At 52.3% G+C, this 21,025-nt stretch carries 22 protein-coding genes; 10 read left to right on the top strand and 12 right to left on the bottom strand.

Annotation, left to right across the window (positions count from 1 at the left end):
* Window positions 1-24 precede the first annotated feature (24 nt).
* Window positions 25-1,227 (top strand): sugar transporter, encoded by a 1,203-nt coding sequence (locus AC5JPW_RS25960; RefSeq protein ID WP_494244407.1) that lies wholly within the window; start codon window positions 25-27, stop codon window positions 1,225-1,227.
* A 45-nt stretch (window positions 1,228-1,272) separates the two neighbouring features.
* On the opposite strand, the gene AC5JPW_RS25955 is transcribed toward AC5JPW_RS25960, so the two are convergent.
* Window positions 1,273-2,391: an alpha/beta hydrolase gene (locus tag AC5JPW_RS25955; protein ID WP_494244406.1), complete on the bottom strand. Its 1,119-nt coding sequence runs from the start codon at window positions 2,389-2,391 to the stop codon at window positions 1,273-1,275.
* A gap of 35 nt (window positions 2,392-2,426) precedes the next feature.
* On the bottom strand, window positions 2,427-3,101 hold the full coding sequence (locus AC5JPW_RS25950; protein WP_494244404.1) for a MarC family NAAT transporter: 675 nt from the start codon (window positions 3,099-3,101) through the stop codon (window positions 2,427-2,429).
* Window positions 3,102-3,340: 239 nt separating this feature from the next.
* Between AC5JPW_RS25950 and marR the strand changes: the two genes are divergently transcribed.
* From marR to marB, 3 genes are read left to right on the top strand one after another with little or no spacing between them, the layout of a single operon-like run.
* Window positions 3,341-3,775, top strand: coding sequence for a multiple antibiotic resistance transcriptional regulator MarR (marR, locus tag AC5JPW_RS25945; RefSeq protein WP_494244402.1), 435 nt, complete (start codon window positions 3,341-3,343; stop codon window positions 3,773-3,775).
* Between the two features lie 17 nt (window positions 3,776-3,792).
* Complete coding sequence (marA, locus tag AC5JPW_RS25940; protein WP_437434031.1) at window positions 3,793-4,176, top strand: MDR efflux pump AcrAB transcriptional activator MarA; 384 nt, start codon at window positions 3,793-3,795, stop codon at window positions 4,174-4,176.
* A 31-nt stretch (window positions 4,177-4,207) separates the two neighbouring features.
* Window positions 4,208-4,423 (top strand): multiple antibiotic resistance protein MarB, encoded by a 216-nt coding sequence (gene marB / locus AC5JPW_RS25935; RefSeq protein ID WP_458043017.1) that lies wholly within the window; start codon window positions 4,208-4,210, stop codon window positions 4,421-4,423.
* Window positions 4,424-4,454: 31 nt separating this feature from the next.
* On the opposite strand, the gene eamA is transcribed toward marB, so the two are convergent.
* A complete protein-coding gene (gene eamA, locus AC5JPW_RS25930) occupies window positions 4,455-5,354 on the bottom strand; it encodes an O-acetylserine/cysteine exporter (protein ID WP_494244401.1) in 900 nt (299 codons plus the stop codon).
* A gap of 198 nt (window positions 5,355-5,552) precedes the next feature.
* On the opposite strand from eamA, the gene ydeE reads away from it, so the two are divergent.
* On the top strand, window positions 5,553-6,755 hold the full coding sequence (gene ydeE / locus AC5JPW_RS25925; protein ID WP_494244399.1) for an efflux MFS transporter YdeE: 1,203 nt from the start codon (window positions 5,553-5,555) through the stop codon (window positions 6,753-6,755).
* On the opposite strand, the gene AC5JPW_RS25920 is transcribed toward ydeE, so the two are convergent.
* The 3 genes from AC5JPW_RS25920 to AC5JPW_RS25910 form a co-directional block, all read right to left on the bottom strand.
* Window positions 6,752-7,975, bottom strand: coding sequence for an MFS transporter (locus tag AC5JPW_RS25920; protein ID WP_494244398.1), 1,224 nt, complete (start codon window positions 7,973-7,975; stop codon window positions 6,752-6,754). The genes ydeE and AC5JPW_RS25920 overlap by 4 nt on opposite strands.
* A gap of 145 nt (window positions 7,976-8,120) precedes the next feature.
* On the bottom strand, window positions 8,121-9,224 hold the full coding sequence (locus tag AC5JPW_RS25915) for a cobalamin-independent methionine synthase II family protein (RefSeq protein ID WP_494244396.1): 1,104 nt from the start codon (window positions 9,222-9,224) through the stop codon (window positions 8,121-8,123).
* Window positions 9,225-9,376: 152 nt separating this feature from the next.
* A complete protein-coding gene (locus AC5JPW_RS25910) occupies window positions 9,377-9,772 on the bottom strand; it encodes a rhodanese-like domain-containing protein (protein WP_494244395.1) in 396 nt (131 codons plus the stop codon).
* A 67-nt stretch (window positions 9,773-9,839) separates the two neighbouring features.
* Between AC5JPW_RS25910 and ftrA the strand changes: the two genes are divergently transcribed.
* Window positions 9,840-10,844, top strand: coding sequence for a transcriptional regulator FtrA (gene ftrA / locus AC5JPW_RS25905; RefSeq protein WP_494244393.1), 1,005 nt, complete (start codon window positions 9,840-9,842; stop codon window positions 10,842-10,844).
* 107 nt (window positions 10,845-10,951) lie between these two features.
* The gene (gene mgtS / locus AC5JPW_RS25900; protein WP_097163057.1) at window positions 10,952-11,047 is read left to right on the top strand and encodes a protein MgtS; all 96 of its coding nucleotides are present in this window, start codon (window positions 10,952-10,954) and stop codon (window positions 11,045-11,047) included.
* A gap of 325 nt (window positions 11,048-11,372) precedes the next feature.
* Here mgtS and AC5JPW_RS25895 read toward each other — a convergent pair whose 3' ends face one another.
* The 4 genes from AC5JPW_RS25895 to dcp all read right to left on the bottom strand — a co-directional run bounded on the left by AC5JPW_RS25895 (window position 11,373) and on the right by dcp (window position 15,806).
* Window positions 11,373-11,570, bottom strand: coding sequence for a hypothetical protein (locus tag AC5JPW_RS25895; RefSeq protein ID WP_494244391.1), 198 nt, complete (start codon window positions 11,568-11,570; stop codon window positions 11,373-11,375).
* Window positions 11,571-11,701: 131 nt separating this feature from the next.
* A complete protein-coding gene (locus tag AC5JPW_RS25890) occupies window positions 11,702-12,307 on the bottom strand; it encodes a class I SAM-dependent methyltransferase (protein ID WP_494244389.1) in 606 nt (201 codons plus the stop codon).
* Between the two features lie 835 nt (window positions 12,308-13,142).
* Complete coding sequence (locus tag AC5JPW_RS25885) at window positions 13,143-13,385, bottom strand: HTH-like domain-containing protein (protein WP_494244387.1); 243 nt, start codon at window positions 13,383-13,385, stop codon at window positions 13,143-13,145.
* A gap of 375 nt (window positions 13,386-13,760) precedes the next feature.
* Window positions 13,761-15,806: a peptidyl-dipeptidase Dcp gene (dcp, locus tag AC5JPW_RS25880; RefSeq protein WP_494244386.1), complete on the bottom strand. Its 2,046-nt coding sequence runs from the start codon at window positions 15,804-15,806 to the stop codon at window positions 13,761-13,763.
* 213 nt (window positions 15,807-16,019) lie between these two features.
* Between dcp and ydfG the strand changes: the two genes are divergently transcribed.
* From ydfG to ydfZ, 3 genes are all read left to right on the top strand, one after another.
* On the top strand, window positions 16,020-16,769 hold the full coding sequence (gene ydfG, locus AC5JPW_RS25875; protein ID WP_494244384.1) for a bifunctional NADP-dependent 3-hydroxy acid dehydrogenase/3-hydroxypropionate dehydrogenase YdfG: 750 nt from the start codon (window positions 16,020-16,022) through the stop codon (window positions 16,767-16,769).
* A gap of 88 nt (window positions 16,770-16,857) precedes the next feature.
* Entirely contained in the window at window positions 16,858-17,544 is a 687-nt protein-coding gene (locus AC5JPW_RS25870; protein WP_494244383.1) for a GntR family transcriptional regulator, read from the top strand.
* Between the two features lie 174 nt (window positions 17,545-17,718).
* Window positions 17,719-17,922, top strand: coding sequence for a putative selenium delivery protein YdfZ (gene ydfZ / locus AC5JPW_RS25865; protein ID WP_494244381.1), 204 nt, complete (start codon window positions 17,719-17,721; stop codon window positions 17,920-17,922).
* Between the two features lie 35 nt (window positions 17,923-17,957).
* On the opposite strand, the gene AC5JPW_RS25860 is transcribed toward ydfZ, so the two are convergent.
* Both AC5JPW_RS25860 and AC5JPW_RS25855 read right to left on the bottom strand, forming a co-directional pair.
* On the bottom strand, window positions 17,958-19,421 hold the full coding sequence (locus AC5JPW_RS25860; RefSeq protein WP_494244379.1) for a mannitol dehydrogenase family protein: 1,464 nt from the start codon (window positions 19,419-19,421) through the stop codon (window positions 17,958-17,960).
* 174 nt (window positions 19,422-19,595) lie between these two features.
* On the bottom strand, window positions 19,596-20,972 hold the full coding sequence (locus AC5JPW_RS25855) for an MFS transporter (RefSeq protein WP_494244377.1): 1,377 nt from the start codon (window positions 20,970-20,972) through the stop codon (window positions 19,596-19,598).
* Window positions 20,973-21,025 lie beyond the last annotated feature (53 nt).

Here is a 21,025-nt window from a genome sequence, read left to right as displayed (position 1 = left end):
TCCTGCTACGAATCCCAAAACACTATGACAACACAACTGGTTTCACGGAAAGTCGCGTGGCTTCGGGTGGTTACGCTTGCCGTCGCTGCGTTCATTTTTAATACCACTGAGTTCGTGCCTGTGGGGCTGCTGTCGGACATTGCGCAAAGTTTTGATATGGAAACGCCGCAGGTAGGCATCATGCTGACCATCTATGCCTGGGTTGTGGCACTGATGTCGCTGCCGTTTATGTTGCTCACCAGCAAAGTTGAGCGACGCAAACTGCTGATAGCCCTCTTCGTCCTGTTTATCGGTAGCCATGTGCTCTCGTTCCTGGCATGGAGCTTCAACGTACTGGTGATTAGCCGCATCGGGATTGCCTTTGCCCATGCGATTTTCTGGTCGATTACCGCCTCTCTGGCCATTCGTCTGGCCCCTGCGGGCAAACGTGCGCAGGCGCTGAGCCTGATTGCGACTGGTACGGCACTGGCGATGGTACTTGGCATTCCGATTGGTCGTGTTGTCGGGCAGTACTTCGGCTGGCGCACCACTTTCTTCGCGATTGGTTTTGGCGCACTGGTGACACTGGTCTGTCTTATCAAGCTGCTGCCAAAACTGCCGAGCGAACATTCCGGCTCACTGCGCAGCCTCCCTGAACTGTTCCGTCGCCCGGCGTTGTTAAGCATTTATCTGCTGACCGTGGTTGTGGTGACTGCGCATTACACTGCCTATAGCTACATCGAGCCATTCGTACGCGATGTCGCTGGCTTTAGCGGCAACTTCGCAACGGTACTGCTACTGGTGCTTGGTGGTGCGGGCATTGTTGGCAGCGTGCTGTTTGGTAAACTCGGCAACAAACACGCCTCTGCGCTTATTAGCGGCGCAATCGGGCTGCTGGTGCTCTCCCTGCTCTTCCTGCGCTCAGCGGCAGGCAGCGAACAACATCTCGTCATTCTGAGCGTGTTCTGGGGCGTGGCGATCATGATTATCGGCCTTGGCATGCAGGTCAAAGTGCTGGCACTGGCACCGGATGCGACAGACGTGGCCATGGCGCTGTTCTCGGGTATTTTCAATATCGGGATTGGTGCGGGTGCACTTGTGGGTAATCAGATAAGCCTGCAGTGGTCAATGTCAGCCATTGGCTATGCAGGTGCGATCCCTGCTGTGGCCGCGCTGGTGTGGTCGGTGATTATTTTCCGCCGCTGGCCAGTTTCGCTGGAAGATAACCAGCAGCCGCATCATATGTAATAGATGTGTCAGGCCGGGGAGCCTTTCTCCGGCCCACGACCTCCGTTAACTTCCAGACACCACCTCTTTCATCACCTGCGTCTGCCAGTCGAACCACGGGTTCCAGGTCAGCCGGGCATGCACCTTGTCTTTTTCCACCAGCCCCCAGTCGGAATACCAGACCTCTTCCCCTTTCAGGCAGCGCTGCGTCGCCGCGTCGGATTGCCCGTTGGCGCAAAGCAGCACGCTGCCTTTGCGTCCGTACAGCGAATTGCGCGGGGAAAAAAGCACGGACATGTGCGAGAACTGGCTGATGCGCTCATCGGGCAGGAAATCGGGTTTAACACGCACACGTGAAACGTTAGACACCTCAGCACGCGGTGCACCGTACCAGATCACACGGCTTGCCGGATGGGTAAAGGTGCGGTCGAAATGGTCGAGGATCCAGGCCGTATCGAGTACCGAATCATGCTCACTGAGTACAATTAACACTGGTTTATCGAAGGTTTCACGGGCAATAAGATGCTGCGCTGAAGCGCTGGTGCGGTAAAACTGGGCAAATCCATTCGTGGGAACACGCAAATAACGGGTGGCGATTTGCTGCGGGAATACCGCGCTTGGCGGGCGAAGCCAGTCGCGAAACACGGCGGCTACCGGGGCCAGAAAATCATAACCAGTGCTGGATTTAATGGCAGGCGAAAAGAGCAATAACCCCTGTATCTGCGGGTGCTGCATGGCATATTCCAGTGCCAGGTTACCGCCGGTGGAGAAGCCACCGAGCCAGACTTCGCTCACGTCTTTACCCATAATGGCAGCTTGTTCGCTCACCACCTGACGCCACTGGTCGACGCTGACATGCAGCATATCGGCCGGACGTGTGCCGTGACCGGGTAACAACACGGTGCGCACCAGAAATCCCTGTTTCACCAGCTCAGGCGCAATATCCGTAAACGACCCAGGCGCATCACCCAGACCGTGAATCAGCAGGATACCGCGTGAGGGTTTGCCTTCAGGCCGCCACTCCTGCGGGGTATTCCATTGCAGTTCGGTGGTTTTATCCAGCGTCTGGAACGCCCGGTGGCTGGCAACCCAGTCACGGGTTTGCTGCTGATACCGGGCAAAGCTGTCTTGACCGAGCGGCGGTTGACTGCTGCGTGGCTGCTGACACCCCGCCAAAACGCTCATTAGCAGTACCAATACAATCCTGGCCACGCAACCCATTAATGTGTCGCCGGGAAATGGGTGATAATTTCCAGCACGCCATTGATAATAAATTGCACGCCCATACAGACCAGCAAAAAGCCCATCAGGCGAGAAATCGCCTCAATACCGCCCTTACCTACCAGGCGCATAATGGCGCCAGAACTGCGCAAACAGCCCCATAAAATCAGCGAAACAGCAGCGAAAACCAGCGGAGGCGCAACCCAGACAACCCACTCCGGGAAGGTCGAACCATCACGAATGGTGGCGGCCGAACTGATGATCATCGCAATGGTTCCGGGACCCGCCGTACTCGGCATCGCCAGTGGCACGAAGGCAATGTTCGCCGTGGGTTCTTCTTCCAGCTCTTCCGATTTAGTTTTCACTTCCGGTGCTTCGTGCGCTTTTTGCGGCGGGAACAGCATGCGAAAACCGATAAACGCCACGATCAGGCCGCCGGCAATACGCAGGCCAGGAATCGATATTCCAAAGGTGTTCATCACCACCTGACCCGCATAGTAAGCCACCATCATAATGGCGAACACATAGATAGACGCCATTTTCGACTGCTGATTACGCTGCGCGCTGTTCATGTTCCCCGCAAGCCCCAGGAACAACGCGACGGTGGTCAGGGGGTTCGCCAGTGGCAGCAACACCACCAATCCCAGGCCAATTGCTTTAAATAAATCCATCATTTAACAGAGCACTCCTGCAAAAACATCGTACCGGCAAGTATATCTGCATCCTTGCCCCTGCGGCATACCGCTTTACGATTCGTTACTTTTTGTAAGAAATTTCATGGACATAGTCACCATGACAATCGTCTTTCAGCGTACTTTAGCAATTCGTGGCATAAGCTAATTCATTCAGTTGACTTATACTTGCCTGAGCAATAATATCTGCCGTGATTAATCTACTTGCCGGGGCAACCATTGTGAAAAGCACAAGTGATCTGTTTAACGAAATCATTCCACTTGGTCGCTTGATCCATATGGTTAACCAGAAAAAAGACCGCTTACTGAATGACTACCTGTCACCGTTCGATATCACAGCAACGCAATTTAAGGTGCTTTGCTCTATCCGCTGTCAGGTCTGCATCACGCCGGTTGAATTAAAGAAAGTACTGTCAGTCGATCTGGGCGCATTGACGCGCATGCTGGACAGGCTCGTCTGTAAAGGCTGGATCGAACGTAATCCGAATCCGCACGATAAGCGTGGCGTCCTGGTGCAATTAACCACCGAGGGCAAAGCGCTGATTGAGCAATGTCACGAATTAGTAGGGCAAGACCTGCACCAGGAATTAACAAAAAACTTATCGGCAGACGAAGTGGCAACTCTTGAGTACCTTCTCAAGAAAGTCTTGCCGTAAAACAAAGAGGTATGACGATGTCCAGACGCAATACTGACGCCATCACTATTCATAGCATTTTGGGCTGGATTGAAGAGAACCTGGAATCTCCGATGTCGCTTGAGCGCGTCTCAGAACGTTCAGGTTATTCGAAATGGCACCTGCAACGGATGTTCAAAAAAGAAACCGGCCATTCGCTCGGTCAATACATCCGCAGCCGCAAGCTGACTGAAATCGCACAAAAGCTGAAAGAAAGTAATGAACCGATCCTGTATCTTGCGGAGCGCTATGGGTTTGAATCGCAACAGACCCTGACCCGTACGTTCAAAAATTACTTTGACGTACCGCCGCATAAATATCGTGTGACTAACATTCCCGGTGAGAACCGGTATTTGTTCCCCATTAATAACTGTAGCTACTAATTCGCCTGCTTTAAGACGTATCGAGGAAATCATGAAACGTATTACCTGTGCCGCCATCACCCTTATGGTGCTGTTTTCTGGCCAGAGTTATGCGGAGCAATTCGCTCACCCCGCACAGCAAAATATTCGTGATGTGATGGTGATGCCCACTGCCCACGACCAGTCACCGTTCGACTTTAACCATATGGGTGCCGGCAGTGATAAATCCGACGAGTTAGGTGTGCCGTATTACAATACGCGCACCTGACCGTGTTTGCCCCGCATATGCGGGGCTTTTTTTATGACTTTACCGCCACCTGGCGACGAAGACGAAAACCAAACACGTTAATGTACAACCCCGCCATTACCAGTACCGCACCGAGTAATTGCAAAAGCGTCATGGACTCGCCCAGTAGCAGCGCGGCGCTGGCTAACCCCACCACCGGAACCAGCAGCGACAACGGCGCAACACGCCAGGTTTCATAACGCCCGAGCAACGTGCCCCAGATGCCGTAACCTACAATCGTGGCTCCCAGCGACAGATAAACCAGTGACAGGATCGTTGTCAGGTCAATAGAGACCAGACTCTGCAGCATCGGTGCCGGACCGTCGAAGATCAGCGAGGCAACCATAAACGGAATAATGGGTATCAACGCGCTCCAGACCACCAGCGACATCACTGCAGGACGTGATTCATGCTGCATGATTTTTTTGTTGAAGATGTTTCCGCAAGCCCAGCAGAAGGCCCCTGACAGCGTAAGGATGAAGCCCAGCAGAGGGACATGCTGACCGTTAAGGCTCGACTCAATCAGTACCATCACGCCAACAACCGCAAGGGTTATCCCGGCGACCTGTTTGGCCTGTAACCGCTCGCCAAATATCCCCGCCCCAAGAATAATCGTGAAGAAAGCCTGTGCCTGCAGCACCAGGGACGCCAACCCTGCGGGCATGCCAAATTTGATGGCGGTAAACAGAAACGCGAACTGCCCGAAGCTGATGGTTAAACCGTAACCGAGCAACAACCTCAACGGCACTTTTGGACGCGCAACGAACAGTAAAGCCGGGAACGCTACCAGCACGAAACGCAGTCCCGCCAGCATCAACGGCGGCATGTTATGTAACCCGACTTTAATCACCACAAAATTCAGGCCCCAGACTACGACCACTAAAAGTGCCAGCAACCCATCTTTACGCGTCATTCATCGCCTCTGTCTTTGTTCAACTTTTGTAAAGAATTTACGTTAACGCAAAAATCAGTCCAGAGACAGATCATTAATATTGGCAGGTCAGTTTTGGCATTTCTGCACAAAACAACCATTGTGCATCACGCTTTATGCATGTTATTGCTGTTAGTCATCACAAAAAAATATAACAACAAGCATATGTCGGGCAGGAAAATGATCTCATCACAACAGCGGTCCATCGCCGCATTACTCGCGTCATCTTTACTTTTAACCATAGGTCGTGGCGCTACGTTGCCGTTTATGACTATCTACCTCAATCGCCAGTATGGTATGAGCGTTGAGCAGGTGGGCTATGCGCTGACGATTGCGCTGACCATCGGCGTGGTGTTCAGCTTAGGCTTTGGCATTCTTGCCGATAAGTTCGATAAAAAACGCTATATGGTGCTGGCAGTGTCGGCGTTTTTGATTGGGTTTGGTGCGATTCCGGCCGTGGATCACGCAGGACTGGTGGTGCTCTTTTTCGCCATCATTAACTGTGCCTATTCGGTGTTTTCCACCGTGCTGAAGGCCTATTTTTCTGATTCACTGGGGGCAACGGCGAAGGCAAAAATTTTCTCGCTCAACTACAGCGTGATCAACATTGGCTGGACGGTCGGTCCTCCGCTGGGGACGCTGCTGGTGATGTATAACCTGAATTTCCCCTTCCTGCTGGCGGCCACTTGTTCGGCTATTCCAGTGGTGGTCATTCAGATGTTCGTTCAGCGCATTACGGTTAAAGCCAGTGAAGAAAATAGTGTCGCCTGGTCACCGTCGGTGCTTCTGCGAGACCGTGCGCTGCGTTGGTTTACCTTCTCCGGTTTTCTGGCGTCCTTTGTTGCCGGCTCCTTTGCGTCCTGCATCTCTCAGTACCTGATGTCAGTTGCAGATAATGAATTCGCGGAAAAGGTAGTCGCGGTTGTGCTGCCAGTCAACGCCGCTATGGTGGTTACGTTACAGTACGCAGTCGGACGTCGACTGACCGCTACCAATCTGCGTCCACTGATGGGAGCCGGGACGGTCTGCTTTATCCTGGGGCTGGTCGGCTTTATGTTATCAGGCAATAACCTGTGGTTCTGGGGCGTCTCTGCCGCCATTTTCACCGTCGGTGAAATCATCTACGCACCGGGTGAATACATGCTGATCGACAACATCGCGCCTCCTGGGATGAAAGCGAGCTACTTCTCCGCACAGGCGCTGGGCTGGTTAGGCGCGGCAATGAACCCGATGATGACCGGAATTATTCTGTCGTCGATGCCGGGGTGGTCGCTGTTTGTCATCATGATACTGGTGACCTTCTTTGCCTGGCTCGCGATGGTTCGCGGCATCCAGGCAAAACCACTCGGTCAGATGCAAGTGCCTAAAAGCGAGCCGGTTTAAGGATGTGTCCGCAGCTGGACGCGGTTGTCCAGCTGGCGGATGGACGGTGTCCAGCTTGTCACCAGTGTAGCCAGCACCACCGCAAGGGCACAGGCAAGCAGAACCGTCGGGCTACCAAACTGAAGTGCCAGTGGCCCGGCGGCTATTTCCCCCACCGGGATAGCAACGAACGAGCCCATCGCATCGTAGGCATAGACGCGCGCCAGTTTTTGCGCCGGAATATGCGTTTGCAGCGACTGCGCCCAGACCACACCAAACTGCCCGAAGCCTAATCCCGCCATAAAGAAAGCCACCATCAGTAACGGCGTTGACGGGTAAAAGCCGAGGATCACCATCGGAATAGCGCATAACGCCACCAGAATCACGCCCACCAGCAGGTCACGCCGGGGTCGCCAGCGCAATGCAATCAACGACCCGACGATCAGACCTATGCTTTGTGCCGCGACGATAAAGCCCCAGCCGGTGCGTCCAAAGGTGCTGTCTGCCACAATCGGGCCGAGTACCATGACCACCCCGCTGAAGGCCGCATTAATGATAGTGAATTGCGCCACAATCGCCCAGACCCAACTGCGGGCAATGAACTCTTTCCAGCCATCTCGTAGGTCCTGCAGTATATTGGAGGTCGATTTTTCGGTGAGCATCGCATTCACCCGAATGCGTTGGTAGAGCGGTGCGGCGGCGGCAAAGCCCAGCGCATCAATCGCCAGCCCCCATCCAGGACCGATCGCACTGGTCAAGAGTCCCCCCATAGAAGCACCGATCACGGTACCGCCGTATACCCCTAACTGAATGAGCGCATTGGCTTCGCGCAGGTTATGCACCGGCACCGTTTGCGGCACCATAGCCGACGAGGCAGGCAGGGCAATACCGGCAGCGGCACCGTTCAGTGCGCCCAGCACAGCAAGCAACGGAATGGTCGCACTGCCATCGAGCACCACCCACGCCACAACACCTTGCGAAACGGCAGCAGCAAGTGAAGACGAAACCATCACCAGACTGCGCGAATACCTGTCCGCCAGGACGCCACCCAGCAGCAAGAAAGCAACGTTGAACAACGAACGGGCCGCCACCACGATGCCGAGATCGGCAGCCGAGCCGCCAATATCCAGCACTGCGAACGCCAGTGCGATAGGCGCAATGCCGTTACCCAGTACGGTCAGCAGGCGGGCAGAAAAGAGATTGCGAAATGAAGCCGAATGTAACGCGCGCTGAGGACTCACTGCACGCTCCCCAACGATGAGAATTCTTTCATTGCTCTGGTCCTTATTATGTTTATGTGTCCGCGTGACCAGGGAACGACAAAACGGACAGGCAGGATCTCCCCTGCATGTCCGTTTAAAAATGGGTCAACTCAGTGCGTCTGGCTTACCAGACCTGCTCTGCAATTTGGGTCACGAGGCGTACTTTATCCCATTGCTGCGCAGGTGTCAGGGAATTGCCCTCTTCCGTTGAGGCAAAACCACACTGCGGGCTCAGGCAAATCTGGCTGAGATCCACATATTGTGCTGCTTCCTGCAGACGCGCTTTGATGCCCTCAGGGTTTTCCAGCTCACCATTTTTGGTGGTGATCAGCCCCAGCACAACCTGCTGCTTGCCAGGACGTACAAAGCGTAACGGCGCGAAATCGCCAGAACGGTCATTGTCGTATTCAAGGAAGAATGCATCGACGTTGACGGTGCCAAACAGCACTTCAGCGACCGGCTCGTAGCCACCTTCGGAAATCCAGGTTGAACGGAAGTTGCCGCGACAGACGTGCAGACCGATGGTCAGGTCATCCGGTTTACCTTCCAGCGCTTTATTCAGCACGCGGGCATAAATGCGCGCCAGCTCATCGGCATCTTCACCGCGTTCGGCAATCTGACGACGCTGCTCGTCGGAGCAGAGGTACGCCCAGACGGTGTCATCAAGTTGCAGATAGCGGCAACCGGCTTCATAGAACGCATGAATCGCATCGCGCCAGGTGGTTGCCAGGTCGTCGAAATAGACATCCAGATCCGGGTAAACATTGGCATCAATGCCTTTGCGCCCACCACGGAAGTGCAGCACGCTCGGGCTGGGAATGGTCATCTTCGGTTGGGCATTACCACTGATGCTTTTCAGGTAACGAAAATCGTCCAGCATCGGATGAGAGCCGAAGCCCAGTTTGCCGGTCACGCGGACGCTATGTGCTTTGGTTTGCACGCCGTTGAACTGAATGCCTTGTTCGGATTCGTAGCGCTCAACACCCTGCAGACCGTCAAAGAAATCAAAATGCCACCATGCGCGACGGAATTCCCCATCGGTCACCACATGCAACCCGCAATCGCACTGCGCCTGCACCACTTCCTTGATGGCGGCATCTTCCACTGCTCGAAGCTGTGCGGCGTTGATTTCCCCTTGAGCAAACTGCTGGCGAGCAAGTTTGATGCTGTCCGGGCGTAAAAAACTGCCGACGACGTCAGCGCGATACGGGGCCTGTTGGCGTTGCATGGTCTTCTCCTTGCACGCCAGGCCAAATAGTTGCCTGACGTGATAGTTCATTATTTGAATTTTTAGCCATCTGGACGGCTAAATGTCCAGTTAAAATGTCATGACAACAGCATTCGGGCAACCGAGATTTTTTCACGTATCATGAAAAAAATTCAACTTGTTGCGAAAGTGAACCCTTCATCCTCCCAACCCGTTATCCCGCCCAGCATGATTTTAACCGCCAACCCCATCCGGGCCAGCTTGAGCGCCGCACGGTCTGCACCGTTACAGTGTGGTCCAGCACAATAGACAACGAAAACGGTATCTCTTGGCCACTCGGCCATACGCGGCTCCGTCATTTCGCGATGCGGCAGATGTAACGCGCCGGGCACATGCCTGCGGGCAAACGCCTCCGGGCTGCCGACCACATGGAGCAGGACAAAATCCTGCTCTTCATGATTAAGGGCGTAGTGCACATCAGCGCAATCCGTCTCCACGCTCAAACGGCGCATAAAATGACCTACGGCTTCTTCAGGTGATGCGGCTGGAAAGTCGGTTACTGTGCTCATCGTGTTTTCTCCGTGTTTGTGTTAACACTACTGTAATGAATACCCCACCCGCTGACTGCATAGCGTCATGACAGAAAACCGCAAAATAATGACAATTTCAGGATCCTCCCGACCGCCTCATCAGGTTGTTGTTCTGGCTTATGACGGCCTTTGTACATTTGAATTTGGCGTGGCGGTGGAAATTTTCGGTTTGCCCAGACCCGAGCTGGGAGAGAACTGGTACTGCTTCGCCGTTGCAGGAGTAGATGTAGGCACTCTGCAAGCAACGGGCGGGATCCGCATCATGACCGAAGGTGGCCTTGAACTCTTAGCACAGGCCAATACCATTGTGGTGCCCGGCTGGCGCGGCGCTGATATGCCCGTGCCGGACGCACTATGTGACGCGTTGCAACAGGCACATCAACGAGGCTGTCGCATTGTGTCTATCTGCTCTGGTGTCTTCGTGTTGGCGGCCGCCGGGTTGCTTAATGGACGTAAAGCGACGACCCATTGGCGCTACACCGAACAACTCCAGCAGCGTTACCCGCAAATTGATGTACTGGAAGATGTGCTTTATTACGACGAAGGCAATGTAATGACGTCTGCGGGAAGTGCCGCAGGGATCGACTTATGTTTGCATATTGTGCGGGAAGACTTTGGTCGGGAAATTGCCAATAACGTGGCGCGAAGACTGGTGGTACAGCCTCATCGCGATGGGGCGCAGACTCAGCAGGTATCAGGCCCTGTCGCCCGTTCGCGTGAGAGCCAGACACTGGGACAACTGTTCGATTATCTTCATCAGAACCTGGGCTTCAATCACACTGTTGCTTCACTTGCGTCACGCGCAGGCATGAGTCCCAGAACATTTTTACGGCGTTTTGCAGAATCAACCGGGACAACACCGGCCCGCTGGATTTTGCAGGCGCGTTTAGACCGGGCAAAAACGTTATTAACGCAGTCGACAATGCGCATTGAAACCATTGCGGGTCATGCAGGTTTTAATAACACCGCGTCCATGCGTCATCATTTTCAACAACACATTGCGCTTACACCTGGCCAGTATCGGCGTAAATTTACGTTTCCCGGTGAATAATTCACCTAATTCAGCGTTTGTTTAGGTTCACCAGGTTAGTATCTCTCCTGTCGCGGCTACGATTAAGGTAAGTGAGGCAGATATTAGTTATTAACAGGAGAGTCATCATGTTAGGAAATATGCACGTTTTTATTGCAGTACTGGGAATCATCGTATTTTCTGGTTTTCTTGCTGCGTATTTTAGCCATAAATGGGATGACTAATGAACGGCGATAATCCCCCACGGTAAAGGCCCCTTGCGTTATTACGTAAGGGGCCTTTCTTTTATCTGTCATTAAGTTCAGACGAAAAAAAACCGCCAGTGAACTGACGGTCAAATGCTTGCATGGATAGATTTGTGTTTTGGTCTTTTCGCCATCCCGCTCTGGTGAGGAGATTCGCGGATCAAAAGCACTCTACGCAAAGCATCTTCAATGAACCCTAAACGACAAGATGTTAACAGTCAGCCCGGCCAACGATGATGCTGTTGTGTGATAACCATCAACGTCCCTTCATTTTTACTGTTCTATCAGCAGCTTCCGCTCATATCTATTTGCCTTTCATCACTAGATTTACCGCTCGCGCAAAAACATCTTCTTCTACACCATCGCCCCTGTCTCTCCCCTGGCGCTGAATCTCTTCGATGATGCTGTCCCGACTGATTATTTTACCCGACGAAACCAAGCCAATCACCGCAGCACCAATGGCTAATCCAATGAGTCCCGTGCGCTCGTCATTGAATGTCATACGCTATATTCTCCTCGTGAGTTACCCGAAAAAAATTTAGCACAGTGTTATGCAACGTCCAGCATCGGTGAAAAAAAGCCGCTTTTTTAGTATGGCAAAGTGTAACGATTTAAAACGCTGGCAGTAGATGTTCAGCGTCTCTGACACAGCCAAATGGAATGCCCGGCACATTCTGGATCTTCGAACACCACGTCCTTTACGTCGAAATGGTTATGGTCAAGCAGCGCCCGATACTCATCAGGCGCAAGACTGGCATGAAAAAGCGGTTCACCTTCGAATTCTCCCATCGCAATACCGTGACTTGTGCCGCTGGTGAACATCAGGACACTGCCTGCATGACTATGGGCGGCGAATACCGGGAACATGGTGCGTTGATCGTCCTGAGTGAGATGAAAAAAACTGTCCCAGGCCAGCAGACCATCAAAGGTTTCACCCAAGGCAAGCTGGCGCATATCACGCTGTAACCAGCGCTGATGCGGAAACCTATGCTGCGCGCGAGCGATCATGGCAGCTGCACCATCGATACCTGTGTGGATAAAACCTTTTTTAATGAAATACTCGGCAATGGGCTGGCCATTTCCACATCCGATATCAAGAATGCTCCCGGTCTGAGATAGATAATGTGAAAATTTTTCCAGCCACTTTTTTTCGAATAATGTTCGCGATCGCTGTGCGGCAAAAGCGGAAGCATGACGCTCGTAAAGGGAGAGGATATTAGCAGCAGTAGGCTGGTTCATCGAATTAATGTCCATCTTTATTCAGATGGGACATCATAAATAAAAAGCTCCGGCCATTGCCAGAGCTTTAAAAATGTTAGTCTCACTAAAGATGATGCGCTGTGTGTGTATTTAAACCATAATGAGCACGTACAACTTGTCCCAACACGTTACGATCCACAGTGACGGCTGCACGTTCTTCTGGAATAGCCAGTCGATATTCGCAGCCAGGGATAATGGTTGTTAAACGATGCCATTTCTTCTTATAAAGGATCCATCTCATCACTCCCCTCCCATCTTCCGTTCTTCAATTCATTCTTGCTTTAGGTATATTGTAGTCCGGGTTAACACGAAGGTAATGATTAAGATCAGCTATTCATCCAATTTGAGAAAATACCCACAAAAACCAGGCAAAGAGTGTGGTCTTTAAGTAAAAGAAGAGCTTAAGTCAGGCAGAAGAGAATATATTCTGGCTAATCACATTTGAGATAAGTTGATACATTCAGAAAACCGCCATCAACACAATAAAATGCTGAAATTTGTGTTTGATTAGTTAAAAATAACGACACTAAAATCGTCTCTTGCCGGTATAGCAATCAATGAAATGCAACGGCATATAACCCAAGCCTGGAAATGACTTAATACCTCGAGGGCTTCAGTGTTAGCCACGGTTAAGTTTGATTTGTGCCAACCAATTGGTATGTTCGCAGAGGATATTGTATTTATTTTCAACAGATTAATATCGATTTTCACCTATTGTCGTGATAAAACTCCGCAGCAGTGGCCTTTATACGGATGGTCACTTAACCTGTCACATCCGATACTGTTCTCAGCCCAGTATTATCAATAGCCAGGATCAGATTCGGTTCGTATCCAGTCCCGCCGACTTCAGTCGGTCGGTAATTTTAAACATTTTTGCGACTACGGTTCTGAACGACTGGTTAACGCCAATGCCATCGCAAATGTCTTCACGTGGCAGATGTTTTAATTGATCAGCATATTTAATGAGTTGCAAATGCATTTCTGCCAGTTTTGCGCGTGGCGGTGCACCGTTAAGTGCCTTCTTGATCGCCGCGTAAATTTGTTGCTCACTATTCATTAAGAGTGCCTTATATTAATGCGCAAAACTTGTTGTATCACATGACGCTTTGCGCTGGCACTAGGTGCTTTCACATTGTGTAAATAAATCTCGCCCCTCGCGAGCGAAATTCAGAAAAGATGAAAGAGACGGCGTTGGAGGTGATATTAGCATCGCCAATAATACCAGCGACATACTTAACCCCTAAGGCAAATTACCCCTATTTACTTCAGCAGGTCAGGGGGCATAAAACCAAGTGGTTAAAACGTTTTAACAGTGATACGAAATATACCGCTGAAGCGCTCACGCCCGAAGCACCTTAATCAACGCGTCCCCTTTAGCCGTCATGGAAAACAAACCGTGCACTCTGCCCGGTTTGTTTTCGCTAACATGCCTCTAATCACTCAACCCGCGATTCACCAGCATCGGTTCGATCAGCGGATCGTGCCCGCGCCACTGACGATAAAGTTCAGCCAAATCAGTGCTGTTGCCACGGGACAAAATTGCCTCACGGAAAATCTGCCCGTTTTCACGCGTTAATCCACCGTTATCAACAAACCACTGATAGCCGTCGTCGGCCAGCATTTGCGTCCACAGATAGGCGTAATATCCTGCCGCATAGCCGCCGCCGAAAATATGGGCGAAATAGCTGCTGCGATAGCGCGGTGGAACAGCGTGAATATCCAGCGATTCACGACGAATAGCTTCGGTTTCAAACGTATCGACATCATCAACCTTTTCATCTGCACGCAGACTATGCCAGTTCATGTCCAACAGCGCAGCGCTGAGCAACTCTGTCATATCATAGCCTTTGTTGAACTGTGTACTGCGCAGCATTCGCTCGCGCAATCCTTCCGGCATGGGCTCACCACTCTGATAATGGCGCGCATAGCGAGTAAACACCTCAGGATGGCGCGCCCAGTGTTCATTGATTTGCGAAGGGAACTCAACAAAATCTCGCGGGGTATTGGTGCCGGAAAGAGTGGCGTAACGCTGGCTGGCGAACAGGCCGTGCAATGTGTGGCCAAATTCATGGAACAGCGTCACCACATCGTCCCAGGAGAGCAGTGCCACCTGTCCATCGGCAGGTTTCTGGTAATTACAGACGTTGTAGATGACCGGTGAGGCATCTTCGAGCGTTGACTGCTCGACAAAATTGCCCATCCATGCGCCACCACTTTTCGAATCACGAGCAAAAAAATCGCCGTAGAACAGTGCCATACCTTTACCGTCAGCGTCGAAAATTTCCCAGACGCGCACATCAGGGTGATACACAGGAATGTCGAAACGCTCAACAAAACGGATGCCAAACAACTGTTTAGCACAGTAAAAAACACCGTCAATTAGCGTATTTTCGAGGGCAAAGTAAGGGGCAATTTGCGCGTCATCAACGTCATATTTTGCCAGTCGCACCTGTTCGGCATACCACGACCAGTCCCACGCCTGTACTGTGAAACCGCCCTGCTGATCGTCAATCACCTTCTGAATATCCGCCAGTTCTCGCTCGGCTCTGAAGCGCGCTGCCAAGGCTATCCCACGCATAAACTCAAACGCAGCCTGCGGTGTTGCAGCCATCTGGTCCGCGATTTTCCAGCTCGCGTAGTCCGGGAACCCGAGCAACTTCGCCTGTTTTGCACGTAATTCAGCAAGGCGCAACACAATGCTCCGCGTATCGTTTGCCTCGCCTTTTGAGGTGCGCTGCGTGCTGGCGAGGAACAGGTTTTCACGGGTTTGTCGCTCACGCAGTGATGCCAGTAACGGCTGTTGCGTGGTGTTGAGCAACGTGAGCAGCCAGCGGCCAGTCAGCCCTTTTTCTTTCGCGGCAGTGGCGGCTGCAGTGATCGCTTCTTCACTGAGCCCATCCAACTGATGCAGATAATCCACCACCAGTCCGCCCGCTTTATCAGCGGCCAGTAATCGTTGGTTAAACTGACTGGTGAGACCAGCCGCTTCGGTGTTGAGTGCTTTTAATGCCTGCTTGTCTTGCGCACTTAACGTTGCACCCGCGAGCATGAATTTCTGCCAGACCACCTCTGTCAGCCGCAAAGATTCCGCATCAAGTCCGGCCGATTCCTGATGTTGCCAGACGCTATCAATACGGGAAAACAACGCGTTATTGAGGTAAATCTCATTCGCCAGTTGTGCAAGCTCGGTAGAGAATTCTTCGTCCAGTTGCTGCAAAAAATCATTGGTATGGGCGGAGGTCATCGCAAAGAAGACGTTTGTCACTCGCGAGAGGATCTCGCCACTGCGCTCCAGGGCCAGGATGGTATTGGCAAAATCCGCCGGTGCCGTATTTTTTGCAATGGCATCCACTTGCGCGCGTTTTTGCGCCACGCCCTCGTCAAAGGCCGGGCGGTAATGGTCCTGATGAATCAGATCAAAAGGGGGAGCCTGATACGGCAGTGCGCTGATACCTGAGAAAGGATTTGTTACCGACATATTCCACTCCTGAATACGGTGAGTCACAGCAGACCAGGCATCCGCTTGCGTTATCGCAATGATTGACCAGACTGGGATAAAAATCTTGCCCGCATTTTACGCTGGCAACATAGAATGATGAAGAAAATACAATACTGCAACAAATCAGGGCTAGCCCTATAGTGTCGAACATGCCAGGCTAATCACACATAAAAAGCGTTGAGGAACAGTGAGATGATTATTTTAGTTACCGGAGCAACGGCGGGTTTTGGTGAGAGCATTACGCGTCGTTTCTTGCAAAACGGGCACAAAGTCATTGCTACGGGTCGCCGCCAGGAACGTCTGCAAGAACTGAAAGATGAACTGGGTGATAACCTCTATACCGCGCAGGTGGATGTGCGTAACCGTGCGGCCATCGAAGAGATGCTCGCGAATTTGCCAGCAGAATGGCAGAGCATTGATGTGCTGGTTAACAATGCCGGACTGGCACTGGGTCTGGAGCCCGCACACAAAGCCAGCATTGATGATTGGGAAACGATGATCGATACCAATAACAAAGGCCTGGTCTACATGACCCGAGCCGTGTTACCGGGTATGGTTGAGCGTAACCGGGGTCATATCATTAACATTGGGTCTACCGCTGGGAGCTGGCCTTATGCGGGCGGCAACGTCTACGGGGCGACCAAAGCCTTTGTCCGTCAGTTTAGTCTGAACCTGCGTACCGACCTGAACGGTACCGCCATTCGCGTAACCAACCTTGAACCAGGGCTTGTGGGCGGCACTGAGTTCTCTAACGTGCGCTTCAAAGGCGATGATAACAAAGCTGGTAAAACGTACGAGAACACCAATGCCCTCTCTGCGGAGGATGTGACCGAAGCAGTGTGGTGGGTCGCGAACCTGCCAAAACACGTTAATATCAATACGCTGGAGATGATGCCGGTTAGTCAGACCTATGCAGGCTTAAGCGTTCACCGCGAAGGTTAATTTCCGCCCCGGTCTGCGGGCCGGGTATGGGAACGACGGCAAATAAGTGGTATGGTAGGTAAGTTAACCTCATAAAAAGTAAGCACGAATGACCGTTGAAACCCAGCTCAATCCGACACAGCCCGTCAACCAGCAAATCTATCGCATTTTGCGTCAGGATATTGTGCATTGCCTGATCCCGCCGGGAACCCCACTTTCAGAGAAAGAGGTGTCGGTGCGTTTTGACGTGTCGCGTCAGCCTGTCCGTGAAGCCTTTATCAAACTCGCCGAAAACGGTCTGATTCAGATTCGCCCCCAGCGCGGCAGCTACGTGAACAAAATCTCGTTAAGTCAGGTGCGCAATGGTTGTTTCGTGCGTCAGGCGATTGAGTGTGCAGTTGCCCGCCGCGCGGCTGGCATGATTACTGACAGTCATTGCTATCAACTTGAGCAAAATCTCAATCAACAACGGATCGCCATTGAGCGTAAACAACTTGATGACTTCTTCCAGCTTGACGATGAGTTTCACCAGAAACTGGCGTTAATTGCCGATTGCCAGCTCGCCTGGGACACCATCGAGAACATCAAAGCCACCATTGACCGTGTGCGCTACATGAGTCTCGACCACGTTTCACCACCGGAAATGTTGCTGCGCCAGCACAACGATATCTTCGTGGCGCTGGAGAAACGCGATGCGGATGCCGTAGAGAAAGCGATGACACAGCATTTGCAGGAAATCAGCGCTTCCGTGAAACTGATCAGCCAGGAAAATCGCGACTGGTTCAGCGAAGACTGACCCCTTTTTGCTCCTCTCCTTATTTGCAACGTCGTGCTGTTTTAACCCACTAAAAAGTGTGACGTTGATCAAAAACAAAAAATCATCTCAGCAAAAGCGTATTTATAAGGGCGTTCGCTTCGGGGACGCCTTCTGCCCCGGCATGTTTTGCGGATGATAAAAGGAGAAACCACCATGATGACTTATGATCGTAACCGTAATGCTATTACCACCGGCACCCGCGTCATGATTAATGGCACTGGCCGTACCGGCAAAATTGTTGCTATACACGCAAATGGCCTGAATGCAGGTCAGGTACGTCGCAGCAAAACGGTGGAAGTAGAAGGTTGTGAAGGCCAATTCGAACCCGTTGAACTGATTCGCCTCGGCCTGCACTAATGGTGAGAATGCCGCCAGATGGCGGCATTCATGACTCAGAACTTCGCGATGTACTGGGCAACCGTGGCTTTCGCCCCGTTGGCCAGCAAAGCCTGATAGGCAGCAAGCACCTGTTGAGCAAAAGTCGCATCCAGCGGCAATTCGGTACCAAAAATCGCCTCAATCCCCAACAGCGCTTTCACGCGTGCTTCGCCTTCTGCACTGCTGTTGACCGCTTGCTGAATGACAGCGAGCAGTGGATCGCTCACTTCAATTGCCTGTCCCTGTTCATCCACACCACCGACATAGCGCATCCAGCCTGCAATTCCCAGAGCCAGCAAATCAAATTCGTGATTGTGGACCAGATGCCAGCGCACGGAATCCAGCATGCGCTGTGGCAGTTTCTGGCTCCCGTCCATGGCAATCTGCCAGGTACGGTGGCGCAACGCCGTATTGCTGTAGCGAGCAATCAGCAAGTCCGCATAGTGAGCCAGATCGACGCCCTTCACTTTCAGGGTCGGAGCCTGTTCAGCCAGCATCAACGTGTGTGCGGCACGGCGATAATTGTCATCTTCCATGCACTCATTGATGTGCTGATATCCGGCAAGGTAGCCCAGATACGCGAGGAAAGAGTGGCTGCCGTTTAGCATACGCAGTTTCATCTCTTCGAACGGCACCACGTCTGCCACCAGCTCCGCACCGGCTTTTTCCCACTCCGGGCGACCGGCAACAAAGTTGTCTTCAATAACCCACTGACGGAACGGTTCACAGGCTACGCCAGCCGGGTCAAGTACGCCGGTAATCTGTTCGATTTTGTCCAGCGTATCCGCTGTCACGGCAGGCACAATACGGTCAACCATGGTTGACGGGAAGGTCACGTTTGCTTCGATCCAGTCAGCCAGTTCCGCGTTAACGGCGCGGGCAAAGGCACAAATGACATTACGCGTCACATGACCGTTTTCCGGCATGTTGTCGCAGGACATCACGGTGAACGGTGCAAGACCGGCGGCTTTTCGGCGCGCTAACGCTTCAACAATCACGCCAGCAGCCGATTTCGGCTGATGTGGGTTTTGCAGATCCGCTGCAATGAACGGCGTGTCGAGTACAAGTTGGCCAGTCGCCGGTGAGTGACCGTAACCTTTTTCGGTGATGGTCAGGGAAACAATCGCCACCTGCGGTTCACACATCGCTGCCAGCACCGTTTCCAGGCCATCAACCTGCGCATGCAGCGCGCGTGTTGCCACGCCCACCACGCGAGCGGTCCACGCATCCGCAGACATTTCTGCCACGGTGTAGAGGTTATCCTGCGCTTTCAGATCGGCGATTTGTTGTTCACCGCCAATCAGGTTGACCTCGCAGTAACCCCAGTCACTACCGTGTTCTGAAGCCAGAATATCGGCATACACGGACTGGTGCGCACGGTGAAATGCGCCAAAACCTAAATGGACAATGCGGGGAACCAGTTTGCTACGATCATAAGAGGGTAACGTGGCTTTCGCCGTTAACAGTCTGTTTTCCATGGAGAGACTCTTCTTATTAAATGAAACAGTGGTTCATTAGATTAATGACTGCCGCAAACCAGACTATGATTTGCGACAGCTTTTGCTGACTACACTAACTAGAATGGTAACTAAATGTTGCGTAATTCGCCCCTCAACGTGGATAGTCTTTCCACTTTGTTTTAGGGTCAGGAATTAGACAAAGTTACGTGAAGCAGAGGTGGAAACGGCGGGTTGTGGCTCAGCCGCATCTTCCAGTAGGTTCAAATCACGATCGCGCACTTCTGGCATCAGCAGTGCTGAGAGCAGGCCAATAACAGAGTAGCTAATCAGCATCACGACGATTGGCCACCATGACCCTGTCATGTTACAGAAGATACCGGCAAGGACAGGACCAAAGCCAACTGCCACCAGACCACCCGCTTCTTTCGAAATCGCCATACGGGTAAAGCGGTTACGCGAGCCAAACATCTCTGCCATGGTGATGTTTTCCAGTGCAAACAGCCCCAGTACCGCAAAGTTATGAATCACGATGATTGACAGCATGATGACACCCGGGCTGTAGCTCTTGTCGACGATAATCGACAGCATCGGGTACGCCAGAATGATGGCAGAGATGCACATGATGATGTACGGAATACGGCGACCAATCTTATCGGACAGCCAACCCAGGAACGGGATCGTCAGGAAGCCAATCACGGAGCTGATCATCAGCGCATCCGTTGGAATGCGTTTTTCAAACAGCAATGTCTGAACCAGGTAGCCTGCCAGGAAGGTCTGAATAAGACCCGAGTTGCCCGCCTGACCAAAACGCAGACCCGTTGCCAGCCAGAATGACTTGCTGGTGAACATCGCACCAAGACCTGCTTTTTCAGGTTGCGCTTTCGCCGGAGCATTCCCGCTTTCGTTAACCTGCTCGAACACCGGGCTCTCTTTCAGGTTCATACGCAGCCAGATAGCGAAGATCATCACCACGACGCTTGCCAGGAATGGCACACGCCAGCCCCACGCAATCAGCTCTTCACGGCTCAGTGCAAAGAACATCACCGCCCAGATAGCTGTCGCACTCAGGGTGCCGCAGTTGGTTCCCATCGCCACCAGCGAAGAGATGATCCCGCGCTTACCTTTCGGTGCATATTCAGCCAGCATAGTACCGGCACCGGAGATCTCGGCCCCCGCCCCCAGCCCTTGAACGATACGCAACGTCACCAACAGCACCGGTGCAAAAATACCGATCTGCGCATAGGTTGGCAGCACACCGATCAGGGTGGTACAGATGCCCATCATCGTAATCGTGATAAACAACACCTTCTTACGGCCAATTCTGTCACCCATTCTGCCGAAGAAGAAGGCACCGATAATACGGGCAATATAGCCCGCGCCGTAGGTCCCCATCGCGAGGATTAACGCCATCGCGGCGGATTGTTCAGGGAAGAAAATCTCATGGAAGACCAGCGCTGCCCCAAGGGAGTAGAGCTGGAAGTCCATAAACTCCAGCGCCGTACCCAACCAGCCGGATACGGCGGCCTTAACCAGATCAGAGGTCGTTCTTTCAGGTTTTACTTGCGTCATAATGGCTATCTCAAAAAGAGTAAGATGCGTACCGCGTAACCGCATTTTTCATT

This window comes from Phytobacter sp. (assembly GCF_059074235.1).
This window is presented reverse-complemented; position numbering and strand designations above follow the sequence as displayed.